Source organism: Streptomyces sp. CNB091, assembly GCF_000377965.1.
Genome location: NZ_KB899000.1, coordinates 248,758 through 269,727 on the forward strand (window position 1 = coordinate 248,758; position 20,970 = coordinate 269,727).

19 protein-coding genes are annotated in these 20,970 nt (G+C 70.8%); 6 read left to right on the plus strand and 13 right to left on the minus strand.

What is annotated here, in order from left to right; genetic code table 11:
- Window positions 1-183 precede the first annotated feature (183 nt).
- Window positions 184-597 (plus strand): ATP-binding protein, encoded by a 414-nt coding sequence (locus D581_RS0120685; protein ID WP_003966375.1) that lies wholly within the window; start codon window positions 184-186, stop codon window positions 595-597.
- Window positions 594-1,550, plus strand: a complete 957-nt coding sequence (locus D581_RS0120690) for an RNA polymerase sigma factor SigF (protein ID WP_373429550.1) — start codon at window positions 594-596, stop codon at window positions 1,548-1,550. Before D581_RS0120685 ends, D581_RS0120690 begins: the two co-directional genes overlap by 4 nt.
- A 108-nt stretch (window positions 1,551-1,658) precedes the next feature.
- On the opposite strand, the gene D581_RS0120695 is transcribed toward D581_RS0120690, so the two are convergent.
- Complete coding sequence (locus tag D581_RS0120695; RefSeq protein WP_018959117.1) at window positions 1,659-2,108, minus strand: hypothetical protein; 450 nt, start codon at window positions 2,106-2,108, stop codon at window positions 1,659-1,661.
- 165 nt (window positions 2,109-2,273) lie between these two features.
- Here D581_RS0120695 and D581_RS0120700 point away from each other — a divergent pair, with 165 nt between their 5' ends.
- Both D581_RS0120700 and D581_RS0120705 read left to right on the plus strand, forming a co-directional pair.
- Window positions 2,274-3,242, plus strand: a complete 969-nt coding sequence (locus D581_RS0120700; RefSeq protein ID WP_018959118.1) for a diacylglycerol kinase family protein — start codon at window positions 2,274-2,276, stop codon at window positions 3,240-3,242.
- A 320-nt stretch (window positions 3,243-3,562) separates the two neighbouring features.
- Complete coding sequence (locus D581_RS0120705; protein WP_003953983.1) at window positions 3,563-3,820, plus strand: WhiB family transcriptional regulator; 258 nt, start codon at window positions 3,563-3,565, stop codon at window positions 3,818-3,820.
- 192 nt (window positions 3,821-4,012) lie between these two features.
- Here D581_RS0120705 and D581_RS0120710 read toward each other — a convergent pair whose 3' ends face one another.
- Window positions 4,013-5,479: a PAS domain-containing sensor histidine kinase gene (locus D581_RS0120710; RefSeq protein WP_018959119.1), complete on the minus strand. Its 1,467-nt coding sequence runs from the start codon at window positions 5,477-5,479 to the stop codon at window positions 4,013-4,015.
- 406 nt (window positions 5,480-5,885) lie between these two features.
- Window positions 5,886-6,968, minus strand: a complete 1,083-nt coding sequence (locus D581_RS0120715; protein ID WP_018959120.1) for an SIS domain-containing protein — start codon at window positions 6,966-6,968, stop codon at window positions 5,886-5,888.
- Window positions 6,969-7,251: 283 nt separating this feature from the next.
- Between D581_RS0120715 and nagB the strand changes: the two genes are divergently transcribed.
- Entirely contained in the window at window positions 7,252-8,037 is a 786-nt protein-coding gene (nagB, locus tag D581_RS0120720; RefSeq protein WP_018959121.1) for a glucosamine-6-phosphate deaminase, read from the plus strand.
- Between the two features lie 357 nt (window positions 8,038-8,394).
- On the opposite strand, the gene D581_RS0120725 is transcribed toward nagB, so the two are convergent.
- From D581_RS0120725 to D581_RS0120740, 4 genes are all read right to left on the minus strand, one after another.
- A complete protein-coding gene (locus tag D581_RS0120725) occupies window positions 8,395-9,924 on the minus strand; it encodes a glycoside hydrolase family 3 protein (RefSeq protein WP_018959122.1) in 1,530 nt (509 codons plus the stop codon).
- Between the two features lie 9 nt (window positions 9,925-9,933).
- Window positions 9,934-10,797, minus strand: coding sequence for a carbohydrate ABC transporter permease (locus D581_RS0120730; protein WP_018959123.1), 864 nt, complete (start codon window positions 10,795-10,797; stop codon window positions 9,934-9,936).
- Entirely contained in the window at window positions 10,794-11,801 is a 1,008-nt protein-coding gene (locus tag D581_RS0120735; protein ID WP_018959124.1) for a carbohydrate ABC transporter permease, read from the minus strand. Before D581_RS0120735 ends, D581_RS0120730 begins: the two co-directional genes overlap by 4 nt.
- Window positions 11,802-11,917: 116 nt before the next feature.
- Window positions 11,918-13,216, minus strand: a complete 1,299-nt coding sequence (locus tag D581_RS0120740) for a sugar ABC transporter substrate-binding protein (protein ID WP_018959125.1) — start codon at window positions 13,214-13,216, stop codon at window positions 11,918-11,920.
- Window positions 13,217-13,495: 279 nt separating this feature from the next.
- Here D581_RS0120740 and D581_RS0120745 point away from each other — a divergent pair, with 279 nt between their 5' ends.
- Window positions 13,496-14,260, plus strand: coding sequence for a GntR family transcriptional regulator (locus D581_RS0120745; RefSeq protein ID WP_018959126.1), 765 nt, complete (start codon window positions 13,496-13,498; stop codon window positions 14,258-14,260).
- A 91-nt stretch (window positions 14,261-14,351) separates the two neighbouring features.
- Here the strand turns inward: D581_RS0120745 and D581_RS0120750 are convergent, their stop codons facing one another.
- Genes D581_RS0120750 through D581_RS0120775 form a run of 6 tightly spaced genes read right to left on the minus strand, consistent with a single transcriptional unit; the run spans window position 14,352 to window position 20,956 of the window.
- Window positions 14,352-15,362 carry an aldo/keto reductase gene (locus D581_RS0120750; RefSeq protein WP_018959127.1) on the minus strand — a complete coding sequence of 337 codons (1,011 nt, stop codon included), beginning with the start codon at window positions 15,360-15,362 and terminating at the stop codon, window positions 14,352-14,354.
- Complete coding sequence (locus tag D581_RS0120755) at window positions 15,319-16,467, minus strand: endonuclease/exonuclease/phosphatase family protein (RefSeq protein WP_018959128.1); 1,149 nt, start codon at window positions 16,465-16,467, stop codon at window positions 15,319-15,321. The genes D581_RS0120750 and D581_RS0120755 overlap by 44 nt, the downstream gene beginning before the upstream one ends.
- Window positions 16,464-17,621 (minus strand): glycosyltransferase family 4 protein, encoded by a 1,158-nt coding sequence (locus tag D581_RS0120760; RefSeq protein WP_018959129.1) that lies wholly within the window; start codon window positions 17,619-17,621, stop codon window positions 16,464-16,466. The genes D581_RS0120755 and D581_RS0120760 overlap by 4 nt, the downstream gene beginning before the upstream one ends.
- Window positions 17,618-18,757: an endonuclease/exonuclease/phosphatase family protein gene (locus tag D581_RS0120765; protein WP_018959130.1), complete on the minus strand. Its 1,140-nt coding sequence runs from the start codon at window positions 18,755-18,757 to the stop codon at window positions 17,618-17,620. Before D581_RS0120765 ends, D581_RS0120760 begins: the two co-directional genes overlap by 4 nt.
- Window positions 18,754-19,785 (minus strand): glycosyltransferase family 2 protein, encoded by a 1,032-nt coding sequence (locus D581_RS0120770; RefSeq protein ID WP_018959131.1) that lies wholly within the window; start codon window positions 19,783-19,785, stop codon window positions 18,754-18,756. Before D581_RS0120770 ends, D581_RS0120765 begins: the two co-directional genes overlap by 4 nt.
- 55 nt (window positions 19,786-19,840) lie before the next feature.
- Window positions 19,841-20,956 (minus strand): UbiA prenyltransferase family protein, encoded by a 1,116-nt coding sequence (locus D581_RS0120775; RefSeq protein ID WP_020679224.1) that lies wholly within the window; start codon window positions 20,954-20,956, stop codon window positions 19,841-19,843.
- Window positions 20,957-20,970 lie beyond the last annotated feature (14 nt).

Here is a 20,970-nt window from a genome sequence, read left to right on the forward strand (position 1 = left end):
GCCCCCTAGCCACTTTCCGTACGCATGGGCTTACCATGAGTGACGGTCGGGGTATGGGGTCCGTACGACACGGCATCATGGATCCGATAACGTCGCCGAGCCGAAGAACCGTCGACGGACCGCATGGCTCCGGGCCACCCTTCCCGGAACCTCGAAAGAGTTTGTGCCACCTTGGAGGTGAGGGTGTCCCAGATCGCAGGCGAGCCCGGGAATCAGGACTTCGTAGAAGTCCGACTGCCCGCTGCGGGTGCCTACCTGTCGGTGCTGCGAACGGCCACGGCCGGTCTCGCAGCGCGTTTGGACTTCACTCTCGACGAGATCGAGGATCTTCGTATCGCGGTCGACGAGGCCTGCGCGATCCTGCTCCAGCAGGCCGTGCCGGGCTCCGTCCTCAGCTGCGTCTTCCGACTCGTCGACGACTCCCTCGAAGTGACGGTGTCGGCGCCCACCACGGACGGCCGGGCGCCCGAGCGCGACACCTTCGCCTGGACGGTGCTCTCCGCACTGGCCGGCAAGGTCGACTCCACGGTCGCCGACGACCGTACGGTCAGCATCAGCCTCTACAAACAGCGCGGCGCGGGCCCCGGGCCGGCGTGAGCGACGGGAACGGGGACGGTCCTGTGCGGGACGAGACGATCCGATCCGGGGTGGTGCGCCCAGCAGGCATCCCGGAGCAACAGGCCCGGCCGCATCCGGTGGACGGAGCGGACGGGCCCGAGAGCATCGACGTCGCGGTGGAGCAGCAGTCGCAGGCAGGGCGGGCGGGCCAGATGAGCGAGCACGGGCACCACGATCCACACGACCGCAGCGGGGCCCGGGCCCTCTTCTTCGAGCTGCGGGAGCTGCCCGACGGTTCGGCCGAGAAGGCCGAGCTGCGCAACAGGCTGGTGCGGATGCACCTGCCGCTGGTGGAGCACCTGGCCCGCCGCTTCCGCAACCGCGGGGAGCCGCTGGACGACCTGACCCAGGTGGCCACGATCGGGCTGATCAAGTCCGTGGACCGGTTCGACCCGGACCGGGGCGTGGAGTTCTCGACGTACGCCACCCCCACGGTGGTCGGCGAGATCAAGCGCCACTTCCGGGACAAGGGCTGGGCGGTGCGGGTGCCGCGCCGTCTCCAGGAGCTGCGGCTGTCGCTGACCACGGCCACCGCGGAGCTCTCCCAGCAGCACGGCCGCTCGCCGACGGTGCACGAGCTGGCCGAGCGGCTGGGCATCTCCGAGGAGGAGGTGCTGGAGGGCCTGGAGTCGGCCAACGCGTACAGCACGCTGTCGCTGGACGTGCCGGACACGGACGACGAGTCGCCGGCGGTCGCGGACACGCTGGGCTCGGAGGACGAGGCGCTGGAGGGCGTGGAGTACCGGGAGTCGCTCAAGCCGCTCCTGGAGGACCTGCCGCCGCGCGAGAAGCGCATCCTGCTGCTGCGCTTCTTCGGGAACATGACCCAGTCGCAGATCGCCCAGGAGGTCGGCATCTCGCAGATGCACGTCTCCCGGCTGCTGGCCCGGACCCTGGCGCAGCTGCGCGAGCGGCTGCTCGTCGAGGAGTAGAGAGTAGGCGAGAAGGGCGTCCGGCGTCCGTCGGTGCGGAGGCTGTCGGGTGGGATCGGGACGGACGGACCGGGTCCGCTGTCCGTCGCGAGGCGACCCGCCGGCCTCTCAGGCCCCGGGGGCCGCCCCGGTGTCGCGGCGGACGCCCAGGTCCCGGGTGGTCGCCGGCTTGAGGGCGAGCACGAGGCCGGTGACGGCGACCGCCGCCAGGACGATCCCGGTGGGGATCAGCGCGCCCTGCGAGCGCAGCAGCGTCCAGGCCACCGGCAGCGCCATGATCTGGGTGATCAGCGCGGGCCCCCGGCTCCAGCTGCGCAGCAGCAGCAGCCCGCGGGCTGCGATCAGCGGGATCGCGCCGAGCGCGACCAGCGTGATCCCGACCGTCTCCGCCTGCTGCGTGCTCTCCAGCTTCCCGAGCACCCCCATGACCACCATGTAGACACCGCCGAGGGCGAGCGCCAGGCCTTCGAGGGCGTTGACCCCGGCGAGGACGGTGATCCTGGTCGGGCGCTCCGCCGCGGAGGGTGACGGCGTGGAGGGGGTCGCTTGAGTACTCACGCCTTTCAGGTTGGCATCCCGGGGACCCGGAAGTGAAGCCGGGGTAGGGAGGAGCCTCCCCCGTTCGGGCGCACGGCGGGGCAGTCGGTCACGTTCCGTCACCGAATCGGAGCGCAGCGAACCGGGACTACAGAGCCGAACCGCCCGATAGGTAGGCTGGCCGTCATGCGCGCACTCCTCGTGGTCAACCCAGCTGCTACCACCACCAGTGCCCGCACCCGTGACGTGCTCATCCACGCGCTGGCCAGCGAGATGAAGCTGGAGGCGGTGACCACCGAGTACCGGGGGCACGCACGGGATCTGGGACGGCGGGCCGCGGACAGCGACGACATCGATCTGGTGGTCGCCCTCGGCGGCGACGGCACGGTGAACGAGGTCGTGAACGGGCTGCTGCACAGGGGCCCGGACGTGGACAGCCTCCCGAAGCTCGCCGTGGTCCCCGGCGGGTCCACCAACGTCTTCGCGCGCGCCCTGGGGCTGCCGAACGACGCGGTGGAGGCGACCGGCGCGATCCTGGACGCCCTGGAGAACCGGACCGAACGCACGGTCGGGCTCGGGCTGGCGGCCGGCACCCCGGGGAGCGAGGACGAGTCCGTCCCCGAACGCTGGTTCACTTTCTGCGCCGGTCTCGGATTCGACGCGGGAGTCATCGGCCGGGTCGAACAGAAACGCGAGCACGGGAAGCGCTCGACCCACGCCCTGTACGTACGCCAGGTGGTGCGGCAGTTCCTGAACGAGGCCCACCGCAGACACGGGCAGATCACGCTCGCCGTGCCCGGCCAGGACCCGGTGACCGACCTCGCGCTCTCCATAGTCTGCAACACCGCCCCCTGGACCTACCTGGGCAATCGCCCGATGTACGCCTCGCCGAAGGCCTCCTTCGACACCGCGCTGGACGTCCTCGGACTGAAGCGTCTGTCCACCCCGGCGGTGGCCCGTTACGGCACCCAGCTGCTCACTTCGAGCCCCGAGAAGGGGCCGCGCGGCAAGCATGCCGTTTCACGGCATGACCTCACGGACTTCACCTTGCATTCAAAGGTCCCACTGCCCTTCCAGATGGACGGCGACCACCTGGGACTGCGTACGAGCGTGACGTTCACAGGCGTACGCCGTGCACTGCGTGTGATTGTGTGAGTGGAAGGGCCTAAAGTCCTTTAACTCGAACGTTTGGACTGGGTCCCACCCCTAAGAAGTGCGCCTGTGACCTAGTCGACACCGAGGAATCAAAAAAAACTTTCCAGAAGGGGTTGTATCCGCCGCCGAGGTTTGCGAATCTCTACATGGCGATCGAGACGGCCCGCAACACCGGCCTCCACTGAGAGCCAGAACCCCTCCTCACCATCACAGACCACACCCAGTCCTTCTGGGGGGCGGCCCGTCATCTGCGGGGGGATTCGTGAAAGCGTTCACATTCACAAGCAACAGACGTGTAATACCAAGGAGAGGTAGCAGCCATGGACTGGCGTCACAACGCCGTTTGTCGTGAGGAAGACCCTGAGCTTTTCTTCCCCATCGGCAACACCGGTCCTGCGCTGCTGCAGATCGAGGAAGCCAAGGCTGTCTGCCGCCGCTGCCCCGTCATGGAGCAGTGCCTGCAGTGGGCGCTCGAGTCCGGCCAGGACTCCGGCGTCTGGGGTGGCCTCAGCGAGGACGAGCGCCGCGCGATGAAGCGCCGCGCCGCTCGCAACCGGGCGCGCAACGCAAGCGCCTGAGCGAGAACCGCACCAAGCCTCAGCCCGGCGGCGCGTACAGAGCGTACGCACAGCCCCGCCTTCGAGTCGCAGCGCGCAGTACCCCGAAGCGCATCGCAACGTGAGCATCACGGAGCGGGCCCGGACCGTCACCACGGTCCGGGCCCGCTCTGCTGTGTGCTCCGCGTTTCGTTCTTGTCGGGGCGGGATTTCCTACTTGTCGGAGCGGACCGGGAGGTCCAGCACCACCTGGGTGCCGCGCTCGGGCGCCGGGACCATGCCGAACGTGCCGCCCAGCTCTCCCTCCACCAGCGTCCGTACGATCTGGAGCCCGAGGTTGCCGGCCCGCTTCGGGTCGAAGCCCTCGGGCAGCCCGCGCCCGTCGTCGGTGACGGTGATCAGCAGCCGCCCTTCGGTGGGCGATCCGCCGCGCACGGCGGAGACCTCCACCGTCCCGTGGTCGGCCACGGCGAAGGCGTGCTCCAGGGCGTTCTGCAGAACCTCCGTCAGCACCATGGAGAGCGGGGTGGCGACCTCGGCGTCGAGGATGCCGAAGCGTCCTGTGCGCCGGCAGGTCACCTTGCCCGGGGAGATCTCCGAGACCATCGCGATGACCCGGTCGGCGATCTCGTCGAACTCGACCCGCTCGTCCAGATTCTGGGACAGCGTCTCATGGACGATGGCGATCGAACCGACGCGCCGGACCGCCTCGTTGAGCGCCTCGCGGCCCTGCTCGGAATCCATCCGCCGGGCCTGGAGGCGCAACAGGGCCGCCACCGTCTGGAGGTTGTTCTTCACCCGGTGGTGGATCTCCCGGATGGTCGCGTCCTTGGTAATCAACTCCCGTTCGCGGCGGCGCAGTTCGGTGACGTCGCGGAGCAGGACCAGGGAGCCGATGCGGACGCCCTTGGGCTTGAGCGGGATGGCCCGCAGCTGGATCACCCCGCCCTCGCACTCGACCTCGAACTCGCGGGGCGCGTAGCCGCTGGCCACTTTGACCAGGGCCTCGTCCACCGGCCCCCGGGACGGGGCCAGTTCGGCGGTGGTGGTGCCGAGGTGGTGGCCGACCAGGTCGGAGGCGAGGCCGAGGCGGTGGTAGGCGGAGAGGCCGTTGGGGCTGGCGTACTGGACGATCCCGTCGGCGTCGAGCCGGATCAGGCCGTCGCCCACACGCGGGGAGGCGTCCATGTCGACCTGCTGGCCGGGGAAGGGGAACGACCCGGCGGCGATCATCTGGGCCAGGTCGGAGGCGGACTGGAGGTAGGTGAGCTCCAGCCGGGAGGGGGTGCGCACGGTGAGCAGGTTGGTGTTGCGGGCGATGACGCCGAGCACCCGTCCCTCGCGGCGTACGGGGATGGACTCGACCCGTACGGGCACCTCCTCACGCCACTCCGGGTCGCCCTCGCGCACGATCCGGCCCTCGTCCAGGGCCGCGTCCAGCAGCGGGCGGCGGCCGCGCGGCACCAGGTGGCCGACCATGTCGTCCTGATAGGAGGTGGGCCCGGTGTTGGGGCGCATCTGGGCGACGGAGACGTACCGCGTGCCGTCGCGGGTGGGGACCCACAGCACGAGGTCGGCGAAGGACAGGTCGGAGAGCAGTTGCCACTCCGAGACCAGCAGATGGAGCCACTCGAGGTCGGTGTCGCTCAGAGCGGTGTGCTGGCGGACGAGGTCGTTCATGGAGGGCACGTGTGGAGCGTACCTGGGGTTACCGGAGGCGTTCGAACCGATCGACCCGCCGAGCCGTGCCATGGGTACGACGATGGGCAGGTGGGGTTGGACGGGTGCGGTTAGACGGGGCGGGGCCGATCGAGAATGTCGTGCACATGGATGGACACAGGCAATTGGTCTAGTCCACAATGAATCCATCACGACCTCCGCTCTCCCCGCACAGGAGAGCGGACCGAGGCTCCGGCACTCTCTGCCCTGACTGCGCCGGTGCCTCCAGTGGCCGACGGCACCGCACACCGTCGGCCTGAAGCTCCGGGCTGCGGTGCCGGGTGGGCTGAGGGTCCCGCTCTGGCGCCGCGGCCCGCGGGTGTTTCCGGGGCCCTTAATGTTTCCGGGGCCGTTCCGCCTCAGGGCCTCAGCGGGTCTCGGTGACCTTGGCCAGGGCGCGGGGCGCGTCCGGGTCCTGGCCCCGGGCGATCGTCACCTCGTACGCCAGCAATTGCAGCGGCAGGATCTCCAGGATCGGCTGCAACTCCTCCGGGACGCCCGCCGTGGGCAGGGAGAAGCCGGCCGATGCCGCCTCCACCTGGGCCTTGGGGCCGACCACGAAGAGGTCCGCGCCGCGTCCGCGCAGCCGGTCCAGCACCGGCTGGAGGGCCTCGCCGCCCCGGCCGTCGGTGACCACGGCGATCACGGGGGAGATGTTGTCCACCATCGCCAGCGGCCCGTGCAGCAGATCCGCGCCGGAGTAGGAGAGAGCGGGGATGTAGCTGGTCTCCATCAGCTTCAGGGCCGCTTCCTTGGCCGTCGGATAGCCGTAGCCGCGCGAGGTGATCACCATGCGTTCGGCGAAACGGTAGCGGGAGGCCAGCGCCTTGACCTCGGATCGGCGGCCCAGGATCGAGCCCGCGAGGTCGGGCAGACCCGCGGCGGCCTCGGTGCCGTCGCGGCCGCCCAGGCCCTCCACGAAGAGGTAGAGGGAGAGCAGGGAGGCGGTGTACGTCTTGGTGGCCGGGAGCGCCTTCTCCGGGCCCGCCAGGATGTCGATGTGGTACTCGGAGACCGCCGCCAGCGCGGAGTCCGGGTTGTTGGTGACGGCGAGGGTGACGGCCCCGGCCTCCCGGGCGGCCCTCGTGGAGGCCACCAGGTCCGGCGAGCCGCCCGACTGGCTGACGGTGACCACCAGGACGTCCCGCAGGTCCGGCCGGGCGCCGTAGGCCGTCGTGGTGGACATGGAGGCCAGTCCGCAGGGCAGCCCGAGGCGGATTTCCAGCAGGTACTTGGCGTACAGCGCCGCGTTGTCCGACGTACCCCGGGCGGTGAGCAGCACGAACCGGGGCTTCCGGGCCGCGATCTCGGCGGCGACCTCGCGGATGCGGGGCGCGCCCTGTTCGAGGATGCGGCGGAGCATCGCGGGCTGCTCGGCCATCTCGCCGGACATGATGCGGCCGGGCTCGTCGCCCTGGCCGCCCGGGTCGGCCGGAGGGGTGGCGGACATGTGGGGGCCTCCTGCGCTGTCGGCGTACGGGACGGGGCGTGCGCGCGGGTGCGCGAATCTCGCCGTCCGGTCGGGCCTCCTCAGTCGACCAGGCAATGCCGTGCGCCGCCAGCGGGCCGGGGCGGGCGTGTGTGCCGGAGTGTGTGCCCGGCGTGTATGCGTGTGCGTGTGTGCGTGCGAGCCGGTGGGCGGACTGTTCACCGTACGGCTGCCCGATTCTGCTAAATTGGGAGTTTGATTGGTCTATACCACCTCCTCCCCTAGTCAGATCGGCAGGCACAGCGTGGAAGTTGTCATCGTCCCGGACGCCGCGGCAGGCGGCGAACTGATCGCGGAGGCCATCGCCGCGCTGATCGCCCGCAAGCCCGACGCCCTGCTCGGCGTTGCCACCGGCTCGACCCCGCTGCCCATCTACCGCGCGCTCGCGGCGAAGGTCGCCTCCGGTGCGGTCGACGCGTCGCGCGCCCGGATCTGCCAGCTCGACGAGTACGTCGGGCTGCCCGCGGGCCACCCGGAGTCGTACCGCTCCGTGGTGCTGCGCGAAGTCATCGAGCCGCTCGGGCTCCCCGAGACCTCCTTCATGGGCCCCGACGGGTCGGCCGAGGACGTCCAGGCGGCCTGCGAGGCCTACGACCGGGCGCTGGCCGAGGCCGGCGGCGTCGACCTCCAGCTCCTGGGCATCGGCACGGACGGGCACATCGGCTTCAACGAGCCGTGTTCCTCGCTCGCCTCCCGTACCCGGATCAAGACGCTGACGCAGCAGACCCGGGTCGACAACGCGCGCTTCTTCGACGACGACATCGAGCAGGTGCCGCACCACGTGATCACGCAGGGCATCGGGACGATCCTGGATTCCCGCCACCCGATCCTGCTGGCCACCGGTGAGGGCAAGGCGGAGGCCGTCGCCCAGACGGTGGAGGGACCCGTCGCCTCGATCGTGCCGGCCTCGGCGCTCCAGCTGCATCCGCATGCGACGGTGGTGGTGGACGAGGCGGCTGCGTCGAAGCTGAAGTTGGCGGACTACTTCCGCGCCACGTATGCGGCGAAGCCGGGGTGGCAGGGGCTGTAGGCTCGCCCCTCCCCTCGCACGGCTGAGGGCCGGGACGCCTGTCGGTGTCCCGGCCCTTTGCCGTGGTGTGTCGTGCCTGGTGCCGCCGCTCGTCCGGCGTGAGGCGTTGTCCTCAATCGCCGGACGGGCTTGATGTGGCCGGCCCGAGGCCTTGTCTGCGGGCCCGGACGGGCCAGGTGTGGCCGGTCTGCGGGCCCGTCCGGCGTGAGGCCTTGTCCTCAAACGCCGGACGGGCTTGATAGCACCGGCCCGAGACCTTGTCTGCGGGCCCGCACGGGCTTGATAGCGCCGGCCCGAGGCCCTCGTCCTCAAACGCCGGACGGGCTCGGTGTCGCCGGTCCGGGGCCTTGAAGTGGGTCAGGCCCTCGTGCCGGTGAGCGCTTCCACCGCCGCCAGGCCGCAGACTCGGGCCGCTCCGCGGGTCGCTATGTGCAGCGAGCCGCGCGGGTCCGACTGGGGCAGGCCCATCTCGACCACGATCGTGTCCGGGCGGGCCGCCAGCAGTGCGTCGAGCGCGGCGCCCATCCAGGCGTGCCGGTGCTCGTCGCGGACCACGGCGACGATGCGCCGCTCCCCCGCCGCCGCCAGGATCGCGTCCGCCGGGGCGGCGCTCCCGTCGGTGTAGGTGTCCGTGCCGGTGCCGGGCAGGATCCTGTCCAGCTCGGTGGCGATGCCCCACGGGGTCTCGCGGCCGACCGCGATGTTCGCCACCGAGCCGAACGAGGCGACGTACGCCGCCCCGGTCAGCCGGTCCCCGGAGCCGGTCACCCGGACCGCGCGGCGGGCGGCGGTCAGACCGATGTCGGAGCTGACTCCGGTGCCGGGCGCGGTCCCCTCCTGCACTGCCGCGCCCGACTCCCGGATGTCCCCCCGAACCCTCTGCGCCCAGGACGCCAGGGCTCGTACACGGGCGGCCGCGTCGGCGAGCCGCTCCTCGGTCAGGTCCCCGCTGCGCACGCCCGCGACGAGGGCGTCGCGCAGCCGCAGCACCGTCTCCTCGTCGGACAGGCCGCCGCCCACACAGATGGCGTCGGCACCCGCCGCGATGGCGAGGACGGACCCTCGCTCGATGCCGTACGTACCGGCGATGGCGTCCATCTCCACGGCGTCGGTGACGATCAGGCCGTCGTAGCCCAGCTCCTGGCGCAGCAGACCGGTGAGGATCTGCGGGCTCACGGTCGCCGGGCGGTCCGGGTCGAGTGCGGGAAGCAGGATATGCGCGCTCATCACCGATTTGGAACCCGCGGCGATGGCCGCCCGGAAGGGCACCAGTTCACGGGCGTGCAGGGTGTCGAGGTCCACGTCGATGCGGGGCAGCGCCAGGTGGGAGTCGACCGCGGTGTCGCCGTGCCCGGGGAAGTGCTTGGTGCAGGCGGCGACGCCGGCGGCCTGGAGCCCCTCGATGTACGCGGCGGTGTGCCGGGCGGTCAGGCTGGTGTCGGCGCCGAAGGAGCGCACGCCGATGACCGGGTTGCCCGGGTTGGAGTTGACGTCGGCGGACGGCGCCCAGTTGAGGTTGACGCCGCACTCGGCGAGCCGGCGGCCCAGCTCCTGGGCGACGGCCCGGGTGAGATGGACGTCGTCCACCGAGCCGAGGGCGAAGTTGCCGGGGAAGGAGGAGCCGTGCGTGACCTCCAGGCGGGTCACGTCGCCGCCCTCCTCGTCGATGGCGACGAGGACGTCCTCGCGCTCGGAGCGCAGCCGCTCGGTGAGGGCGGTGACCTGTTCGGCCGAGGTGATGTTGCGGCCGAACAGCGCGACGGAGGCCAGGCCTTCACCGACGCGGCGCAGCAGCCAGTCCGGTGCGGTGGTGCCGGTGAACCCGGGCTGGAGCACGGCGAGCGCGTCGCGCGTCACGGTGTCCGTGGTGGAAACGAGGGTGGTCATGGGCCCGCACTATCCCTTCACAGCGCCGGAAGTGAGGCCTGCGGCCATCTTCTTCTGGATGATCATGAAGAACACGACGACGGGGATGGCGATCATGGTCGACGCCGCCATGAGGGCGCCGTAGTCGGTTCCGCGTTCGGTCGTGAACGTCATCAGCCATACGTTCAGCGTGTACTTGGAGTTGTCGTTGATCAGGATGTAAGCGAAGAGGTACTCGTTCCACGCGTTCACCAGGGCGAAGATCGACGCGGCGGCCAGCCCGGGGGCGAGCAGCGGGAAGATCACCCGGCGGAAGGCCTGGAAGCGGGTGCACCCGTCCACCATCGCGGACTCCTCCAGCTCCACCGGGATGTTCACGACGAAGCCGCGGATCATGATGGTGGCGAAGGGCAGCGTGGAGACCAGGTAGACGACGATCAGGCCCCAGTACTCGTCGATCCCGCCCATCGCGTTGAGCTGGGCGTAGATCGGGATGAGCATCGCCGTCGGCGGCAGCATCTGGACCAGGATCATGATCAGGACCAGGGCCTTGCGGCCGAAGAACCGGAACCGGCCGATCGCCAGGGCCGCCAGGGTCGCGATGATCATGCCGCCGACCACCGCGGTGACGGCGACGATCAGGCTGGACTGGATGGCGGTGGCGAAGTTCTGCTGCTCGGTGGCCCGGACGAAGTTGTCGAAGGTGATCGACGTGGGCCACAGGGTCTGGTCGTAGCTGCGGATCTCGTGGTTGGGCCGCAGGGCGCTGATGAGCAGCCAGTAGACCGGGAAGACCATGACCAGGGCGATGCCGAGGCCGATGATGTCGAGGTGGAACCGGCTCTTCTTGCGGTCGGGCCGCAGCGCCTGTGTCGTCTGGGTCGAGCTGCTCATTCGACCTCTCCCGTCTTCATGAGCTGGCGCAGGTAGTACACGGCCACGCCGGACAGCAGCAGCACCGTGATCAGGGCGATCGCGGTGCCCTGGCTGAAGGAGGTGGACTCGAACGCCTTGGAGTAGGAGTAGAGGCCGAGGGTCTCGTACTCCGGCTCGGGCTTGTTGCCGCGCAGCAGCCAGATCTGGCCGAAGACGTTGAAGTCCCAGATCACCGAGAGGGTGGCGACCATGGTGAAGACCGGCTTGATGACCGGCCAGGTGACGAACCGGTAGATGCCGTAGCCGCTGGCGCCGTCGAGGGCGGCGGCCTCCTCCAGCTCCTGGGGGACCTGGGTGAGGGCGGCGTACAGGGTGACGACGACGAACGGGATGGCGCCCCAGACGACGAGCAGGGTGATGATGCCGAAGCCCTGGATCGGGTCGAGGTACCAGTTGTGTCCGAGCCAGTCCTCGCCGACGACCTTGGCGATCAGGGTGTTGATCAGGCCGTAGTCGGAGTCGGCCATGAACCGGAAGATCGAGGCGGCGACCATCAGCGGCATCGACCAAGCGGCGATGAGGCAGGCGGTGAGCACCAGCCGGACCCAGTTGGAGAGCTTGCGCATCAGCAGGGCGACGAGCAGACCGATCCCCATGGTCAGCGTCACGCAGACGACCATGAAGACGACGGTGCGGAAGGTGACCCACCAGAACTCGGAGTCGCCGAGGATGTTGGTGAACTGCTCGAAGCCGACCCAGGGAGCGGGCTCTCCGGACCACAGCTCACGGCGGCCCATGTCCTGGAAGGACATGATGACCGTCTTGCTGAGCGGGTAGAGATAGACGGCGGCGATCGCCACGATCGCCGGGAGGATCAGGAGATAGGGGAGCAGTTCCCCCTTCTTCCGCTTCCTCTTCTGCACCCGGGGCGCATCGTCGTCCGAGGACGACTTCCCGGTCACCTGCGGGTCGGGGGGTACGGGTACCGGCGGCCCGGCGGCCTTGGTATCAGCGGCAGACACGTGGCTGACCTTCCATCGCGGGTCCGGGGCGGGCCCCGGAATTCACGGCGTTCACTTGCGGGAAAAGAGCAGGGGCCCGGCGCTGACGCCGGGCCCCCGCCTGGCGATCGGGAAGGTCAGCTTTCCTTGTTGATCAGCGCGTTGATCTTGTCGTCGGCCTTCTTGGAGGCGTCGGCGACGGAGTCGCCCTTGACGATCTCCAGAAGCATGTTCTGGAGGATCTCTTCCTTCTCGATGGAGGCCCAGCCCGGCGCGATCGGCGTGAACCAGGCGTCCGGCACCGCGTTGGCGATGGCGGCGGTCTCCGGCTTGGCCTTCAGCGGCTCAAGCTGCTTCTCGTTGTTGGGGAGGATGTTCTTCGACGCGAGGACCTCCATGGACTTCGCGTTGGTGAAGAGGGAGATCCACTCCTCGCCGAGGTCCTGGACCTTGGACTTGGAGATCGTCGCGAGGTCCGAGCCGCCGATGAAGGACGGGAGCGCCTTGCCCTCCGGGCCGGGCATACCGGCCGTGGCGATCTTGCCCTCGAGCTTCGGGTTGCCGTTCTCGCCCGTGGTGACGCTGCCGGCCTCCCAGGCCTGGCCGTAGATGACCGCGGCCTTCTCGTTGGCCATGACGTTGGCGTGGTCCTGCTCGTCCTTCGTCACATCGGCCTTGTTGTACTTCTTGACCAGGTCGATGAAGTGCTGGATGCCCTTCTGGGCCTCCGGGGTGGAGAGCGCGGACTTCCACTCCTTGCTGCCCTCGTCGTACGTGGCTATCTGGCCACCGTAGGCGGCGACGTAGGACATCGCGGCGTACCAGTAACGGCCCGGGAAGTAGAGCGAGGAGGCGCGCTTGTCCTTCTTGCCCAGCTCGGCGGAGACCTTATCCATCGCGGCGAGGAACTCGGTCTCGGTCTGCGGGAGGGCGTCGCTGCCGGTGCCGGCCTTCAGCATGTCCTTGTTGTACACGGCCAGACGGGCGCTCGCGTAGTAAGGAACGCAGTACGTCTTGCCCTCGAAGGAGCACGTGTCCTTCAGACCCTTGATCCAGGTGTCCGAGTTCTCGTACTTCTTGGGGTCGATTTCTCCGAGCGCACCATTGAGGATGTACTGCATGGTCTCGGTGTTGCCGAGTTCGACAACGTCCGGGAATTTGTCACCCGCGAGAGAGGTGTCCAGCTTCTTGACCTTATCGGCCCACTGCTGGTACTGAACCCTGACCTTGACGCCCGGGTACTTCTTGTTGAACTCGGCGTTGACGTCCTTGACCAGCTCCGGCCAGGTGGACCGGGCCTCGCCCATGAGCCAGACGGTCAGGTTTTCCTTGCGGTCCTTCGGGTCCGCGGACGACTTCTTGTCGTCGGAACCACATGCCGCGACCGAAACCAACATGCCCGCGACACCGATAGCCGCGATGAGCTTGCGCTTCACGTCAAACCCTCCTCAGGGATGCTGCAACCCCACCCACCGCGAAGACATTCGACGAGTTCTGCTGGGGCTGGACCTGGTCTTTAATGGTTTAGACCAGTACCGGGAGCTTGGCCTAGACCTTTAGGGGTGTCAAGGGTGTATAAGAAGTGCACTCGCGTCCGTTATAGGACCGACACCTAAGGGAGGGCGACGACCCGTGACCGGACCGTGCCACCATGTGAGCCGCGACAGACGGAGGAGCCGGTGACGGCAGCAACGCAGCAGTCGGGAAGGCGGGCCATGGGCGCCGACGGGGGCAGTACGGGGAGCGAGACCGGTACCGGTACGCGCACAGCGCGCGTACCGAAGTACTACCGGCTCAAGCGGCATCTCCTCGACATGACGGACACCCTGCCGCCCGGCACCCCCGTGCCGCCCGAACGCACCCTGGCGGCCGAGTTCGACACCTCGCGCACCACCGTGCGCCAGGCGCTCCAGGAACTGGTCGTCGAGGGCCGGCTGGAACGTATCCAGGGCAAGGGCACCTTCGTGGCCAAGCCGAAGGTCTCCCAGGCCCTCCAGCTCACCTCGTACACCGAGGACATGCGTGCCCAGGGACTGGAGCCGACGTCCCAACTGCTGGACATCGGCTATGTGACGGCGGACGACACGCTCGCCGGTCTGCTGGACATCTCGACGGGTGGCCGGGTGCTGCGCATCGAGCGGCTGCGGCTCGCCAGCGGGGAGCCGATGGCGATCGAGACCACGCATCTTTCGGCCAAACGCTTCCCGGCGCTGCGCCGTTCGCTGGTGAAGTACACCTCGCTCTACACCGCGCTCGCCGAGGTGTACGACGTGCGCCTCGCCGAGGCTGAGGAGACCATCGAGACCTCGCTCGCCACCCCGCGCGAGGCCGGGCTGCTGGGCACCGACGTGGGGCTGCCGATGCTCATGCTGTCCCGCCATTCGGTGGACGGCCAGGGCGAACCGGTGGAATGGGTGCGCTCGGTGTACCGGGGCGACCGCTACAAGTTCGTGGCCCGCCTCAAGCGGCCGACGGACTGAGCACCACCACGGCACGGCGCGGTACGCACAGGGCGGTGGCCCGGGGACGAGCTCTCCGGGCCACCGCCTGTTTTCGGTCACGCGGGGTGTGTCAGCGCAGTTCGGGGTCGGTCTCGATGACGCTGTACGGGTACGGGAGCGTCTGGTCGCTCGCGGCGGTCAGCAGGGCGGCGTCGGCCGGGTCGAGGTCCAGGTCCGCCGCGCCGAGGTTGGTCTCCAGTTGCTCAAGGGTGCGGGCGCCCACGATGGGGGCGGTGACCCCGGGCCGGCCGAGCAGCCAGGCGAGGGCCAGCACCGGCACCGCGAGGCCCGTGCGTCCGGCGGCCTCGTGCAGGGCGTCCAGCACCCGCCAGGTGCGCTCGTCCCCCTCGTACGCGCTCCACGACTCGCCCCAGCCGAGCCGCTCGGCGGTCTCCACCCGGGTGCCCGTGGGCGGCCGCTCCGCACCGCGCCGGATCGCGCCGCTCAGCCAGCCGCCGCGCAGCGGGCTCCACGGGATGACGCCCAGGCCCTCGTTGCGGCTGACCTCCATCAGCTCCCACTCGGCGGACCGGTCCAGCAGGTTGTAGAGCGGCTGGAGGGCCGTGAAGGGCTCCCAGCCGTGTCCCCGGCTCAGGTCGATCGCCTTCTGGAGCTGCCAGCCGGAGAAGTTGCTGGCCCCGATGTAGCGCACCTTCCCGGAGGTGACCAGCGCGTCCAGGGTGGCGAGGGTTTCCTCCAGCGGGGTGCCCGGGTCCCAGGCGTGCACCTGGTAGAGGTCGATGTGGTCGGTGCCCAGCCGGCGCAGGCTCGCCTCGACCCCGGCGATCAGGTGGTTGCGGCCCAGGCCGCGGTCGTTGGGGCCCTCCCCCGTGCCGTAGCGCACCTTGGTGGCGATCACCACGTCGTCGCGGCGCTGTCTCTTCAGCCAGCGGCCGAGGATCTCCTCGGAGGCTCCGGCGGAGTAGATGTCGGCGGTGTCCACGAAGGTGCCGCCCGCCTCGGTGAAGCGGTCCAGCAGGGCGTGGCTGGTGGTCTCGTCGGCCTCGCGGCCGAACGTCATGGCGCCGAGGCAGAGTTCACTGACCCGCAGGCCGGTCTTGCCCAAGTAGCGGTAACGCATGGTGAGTTCCTTCGTCGTGGTGGCGGTATCGGTGGTCGGCGCGCGTCCGGTGGTCCGGTTCGGCGAGCGAGACGGACACCTCCTGGACGCTGTGGTCGGACAGGCCGCGCGGATCGCGGAAGCGGTAGCGGTGGACCCGGGCGCCCGGTGTGGCGAGCACCCAGTCCAGCCGCCACCAGCGCAGGCCCGGACGGGGCTGCCACGAGGTGGGGCAGAGGCGTCCGGACAGGGCGACCGCGTCGGCGCCCAGCCGGGCGATGCGGCGGGCGTCCCCGATCGCGGCGGTGGTGTTGAAGTCCCCGGCGATCAGGGCCGGATGGGGGCAGCCGGCGACGTCCCCGAGGAGTCCCCGGTACTCCCGTGCCCGGTCGGCGGCCCGGGTGCGGACCGCGCGGTAGAAGTCTGCGCGCAACGGGCTGACGAGTCGCAGCTGTACCGGGATGTGGACGTTGAAGGTGGCGAGAATCCGACCGTCGCCCGGCATCTCCAGGTCCACCCGCAGGGTCCGGCGGGCGGCCGTCTCGACGGTCGCGGCGACCGGCAGCCGGGACAGGGTGATCAGTCCGCGGGCGATGACGGCCCGGTGGCCGGGGAAGGTCTCGCGCAGCCGCCGCTCGTCGTCGATCAGGCGGTACGTGCCGTCGAACGCGTCGTGGTGGTACTCCTGGAGGAGGTAGACGTCGGCGTCGAGCCCGCGCAGAAAGGCGTAGAAGGGCTCCGGGTCGGTGGACTGGCACCAGTGCTGGGTGTTCCAGGAGACGACGCGTACCGCTCCCTCCGGCGGCGGCGGGCGGCGCTTCGGCCGTACGAGCGCGCCGGGCACGAGGCCGGACTGCCGGGCCCCGAGCAGCAGGGCCGCGCCCGCCACGACAGCGGCCGGCAGGCCCCCCGTCGCCCAGGAGAGCGGCAGGAGCAGGGCGGGCAAAGCGACGAACACGGGCGGCGGCAGCAGCGAGGGCAGCAGCCAGAACCACCAGCGGCCGTTGAGGACGAGGTGCGCGGCCAGGAAGACCGCCCAGGCCCCGGCCGCCCAGAGCACCCATCCGCCGCCCGGCCAGGCGGCGTTCGCCCCGTCGCCCGCCGCCAGAACGCCGGCCGTTCTCACGCGGGGGCTCCCTGTACGGCCCCGGCCTCCTGGAACAGCGCGTCGTAGGCGTCCAGGCAGCTGTCGGTCCCGTACCGGGCGCGGGCGTCCCGGCCTCCCTCGGCGCGGCGCTCCGGTGTGTAGGCGGCCACCTCCAGGAGGGCCCCGGCCAGGGCGCGGGCGTCGCCGGGCGGGAAGAGGCGGCCGAAACCGGTCTCGGACACCGGCACGCGCATGCCCGGCGCGTCGCTCGCGACGGAGGGGACGCCGAGCATCATCGCCTCGGCCTGGGAGATGCCGAAGGACTCCTCGGCGACGGACGGCAGCGCGAAGGCGTCCAGCGAGGCGTAGAAGCCCGCCACCCGGTCGTCGGCGAGGAAGCCGGTGAACCGGATTCGGGTGTCGTCGCCGGCCCGTGCGCGCAGGGCCCCGACGACGCTGCCGCCCGCGACCTTGGAGTAGTCGCCGGCGATCAGCAGCCGGGCCTCGGGGTCCGGGATCGTCCGAAACGCGTCGACCAGGTGGTGCAGCCCCTTCTCCGGTGCGATCCGGCCGAGGAAGCCGAAGTGCGGACCCGCCGTCTCGCGGAAGGCGGCCGGGGCGGGCTGGCGTTCGCGGCAGGGCGGAGCGATGGCCAGCAGCCGGCGCCCGCGCATCAGGGGCCAGTGGCGCGAATGCTCCGCGTGGTCCACGTTGTTGACGACCACGGCGGCCGAGCGGCGCAGCGCCCCGGCCACCGAGGCGTCGACGGCCTTAACCTGGAGCGGGGCGAGCGCGCCCCCGGCGAGCCAGACGTCGTCGTGGTGGGTGGCGACCACCGGGGTGTCCCCGGCGAGGCGGGCGACGAGCCCCGCCTCCAGCATCGGCAGATGGAGGTTGACGACCCGGGAGGCGCGGGCGATCCGCCCGGCGAGCGGGGCGAACCCGGGGCTGATCACCCCGCGTCCGAGCCGGGCGGCGACCGGGGCGCGGAACACCTCGACCCCGTTCACGGTCTCCCGTGCGGGGCGGTCCGGATCGTGCCGGCAGGCGACGACGGCGACCCGGCGGCCCCGCGCGGCCAGCCCCTCGGCGACCGTGCGGGCCACTTCGGTGAGCCCGCTGGTGTACGGGAGGTAGTAGGTGAGCACGATCGTCGCGTCGAAGCGGGGCGAGCGCGCGGTGCGCCGGGTCATGACCGGTCCTTCTCGGTGGCCGGGGCGGACGCCCCGGGGGCGGGCAGGGAGAGGCGGAGATCGATCAGCCGGTGGGTGGAGAGGGCGGCGGGCGGGTCCTGGACGGACTGCCGGTGCAGGTCGATCCGGGGCGAGACGAACGCCCAGTCGAGCCGCCAGAGCGCCGGACCGCTCACCGGGAAGGTCGCCGGGTACACCGAGCCCCCCGCGTCGGCGGCGTCCCGCAGCCCGTCGAACCAGCGCAGGTCCCCGGTGCCCGGCAGCACGTTGAGGTCCCCGGCGAGGACCACCGGGTGGCCGTTGGCGTCGAGGTCCTCGCGCAGCGCCTCGAAGTGCCGCTCGCGGCGCTCGGAGAGCTGTCGTACGGAGCGGTGGTAGGCGGGGGTCAGCGGGTTGCGGTCGACGTTCAGCAGATCGGGCAGGTGGGTGTTGTAGAGGGACAGGGTCTCGCCGTCGACGTCGATGTCGGTGCGCAGGACGCGGACGTTCCAGTAGTCGGCCCAGGAGGTGTCGGGCGGGGCGAGCCCATCGGGGCGCAGGGCCCGCGCCGAGGTGATCGGGAAGCGGGACAGGGTGAGGAACTCGCCCTCGGTGGCGATGTGGAAGCCGGGGAACTCCTCGCGGAGCCTGGCCAGGTCGTCGATCGGCGCGGGTTCGTCGCCCCGGGCGTTCTGGTACTCCTGGAGGAGGTAGACGTCGGCGGAGCGGGACCTGAGGTAGGCGTAGAACGCGTCGGTGTCGCTGTCCTGGTCCCAGAAGAAGGTGTTCCAGCTGACCACCTTCAGCGCTCCGGCGGGCACGGTGGGCTGCCCGCGCAGCAGCGCGCCCGGGTGCAGTCCGGTCTGCCAGGAGCCGAGCAGCAGCGAGAGCAGGACGACGCCCACCGCCGCCCGTCTGCCGTGCCGGATCAGGGCGGCCGGGATCAACAGGGCGAGCGGGAACAGCAGATGGAGGACGGGCGGGGCGAGGCCGAGGCCGTTCCACGCCCACCACCGGCCGCTGAGGAGGGCGCGGGCGGCGACGAACAGGGCCCACAGGACGGCGATGGCGAGCAGCAGCCGGCCGGGCCACCGGCGCCGCCCCTCGGAGTCGGGCGCCGTGTCCGCGGCGGTGGCCGGCGCGAGGGTCCCGGTCATGTGGCGGCCCGCACCGGCGCGAGGTGCTCCCCCGGCTCGTACAGCCGGCGGAAGCGGCGGGAGGTCAGCCACTGGAGGACGCCGACGCCCGCGCCCGCCGCGATGACCGCGTTGACCACGGTGTGCGTGCAGGCGAAGTAGGCGGCGAACAGGGGGCCCCGGCGGCGCAGGACGAAGCGGTGGAGGGCGGTGTCGGCGAGCAGGGTGAACGCCAGCAGGGCGGCGGGGGCGAGCAGCCAGGGCAGGTCGATCAGGCCGAGCGGCAGGGTCAGCAGGGCGAGCAGGGCCGCGACGCTGGCTCCGGCGCGCGGGCCGGTGGCGATGCCGCCGGGGAGGTCGCCGCGGCGGACGTACAGCGGGATGTGCAGCCGGGTGCGGTGGAAGACCTTGCGCAGCACGACGCGCCAGGTGTCGTCGTGGTCGTGCCGGCCGCGCACGGTGGTGGAGCTGTGGACCTCGTAACTCCGGCAGATCCGGGCGGCGTAGTCGCCGTCCTCGGTGTGCCGCAGCCGGGGGTTGAAGGGGCCGATCTCGGCGAAGACCCGGGCGGGCATGGCGCAGATCGCGGTGTGCAGGGTGCCGATGCGGCCCTCCGTCTCGGCCAGCCAGTAGAACTGGTGGAGGCAGCGGTACTCCTCGATCAGGCTGTCCCGGATGAGGGGTTCGGCGTCGTAGGTGCCGCAGACCGCGCCGATGCGGGGGTCGGAGTCGAGCAGGGCGACGGCGTTCGCGACGGCGTCCCGCTCCATCGCCACGTCGGAGTCGACGAACACGATGATCTCGCCCCGGGCGTGGGCCGCCCCGGTGTTGCGGGTGGTGGCCACTCCGCTGTTGACGCCGGTGCTGATCACCCGGACGCCGCAGGCCTCGGCGACGGCGACCGAGTCGTCGGTGGAGCAGTCGTCGATCAGCAGCACCTCCAGCGGTTCGTAGGTCTGGGCGAGCGCGGCGCGCAGGCAGAGCTCCAGGGCGCGGCCGTAGTTGTAGTTGGGGATGACGACGGAGACGAGCGGTTGCTTCCGGTTCATGGGGCGGCGCCTTCGGGCGATCGGTGGGTCATGCGGACGCGTGCGGGAGGGCGGGTCATGCGGACGAGTGCGGGAGGAGGAGGGCGAGGGCGACGAGCACCGCCCACAGCGCCGCGTTGACGAGCGTGGCGCGGTCCCGGAAGAGGACGTGTACGGGGTTGCCGCCGCCCTCCTCGACTAGGAGGAGCTGGAGGTAGCGGGCGAGGCCGAAGACGGCGCAGGGGGCGGAGAGCAGGGTGACGAGGGAGGCCCCGGCGGCGAGTGCCGCGTCGTCGCGCAGGTAGAGCACGTAACTGACGGCGGTCAGCACGGCGACCAGGACGACGAGATGGTCGAGGAAGGCGAGTGTGTAGCCGCGCAGGGCGGGGCGGTGGGCGCGGCCCGCCGCCGTCATCTCGTGCCGGCGTTTGCCGAGCGCCAGCATCAGGCAGAGGGAGAAGACGCACAGCGCCAGCCACTCGGACAGCTGGGAGCCGATGAGCAGCGACCCCTGGACGAGCCGCAGCACGAAGCCGGTCGCCACGATGAACGCGTCCACCAGCGGTACGTGTTTGAGGCCCTGGGAGTAGGCGAGGCTCAGCGCCAGGTAGAGGGCGGTGGGCCACCACTGCCAGGCGGGTCCGGCCACCGCCCAGCCGGTCAGCGTCAGGGCGAGGCCGCCGGTCAGGACGACGGCCGCGACGGTGGACACCTGGCCGGAGGCGATCGGGCGGTGGCGTTTGACCGGGTGCAGCCGGTCCCGCTCCCGGTCGGCGAGGTCGTTGACGACGTAGACGAGCGCGGAGGCGAGGGTGAAGCCGAGGACGGCCCAGCCGGTGCGCAGGAAGGCTGCGGCCCCCCAGGGGTGGGTGTCGAGCAGGGCCAGCGGGACGACGGCGAGGTTCTTCACCCACTGGCCGGGGCGCAGGAGCGCGAGGAGGTCGCGGGGGCGGTTGCGGCGGCGACGGCCCCGTACGTCGGTGGCGGTCGCGCTGACGCTGACGGTCGCGGTCGCGGTCGCGGTCGCGGTCACACTGACGCTCACGGGCGCGGGCGCGCTCGGAAGAGGCTGAACCGGCTGAAGCGGCTCTACGGTGGTGGGTTCGGGCAGGGCTGTGAGGTCGGCGGGTTCGGGTTCGGGCGGGACTGCCACCACGCGCGCGGGCGCGGGTGAGGACCGGGTGATGTCCACGGCAGGGCTCCAGG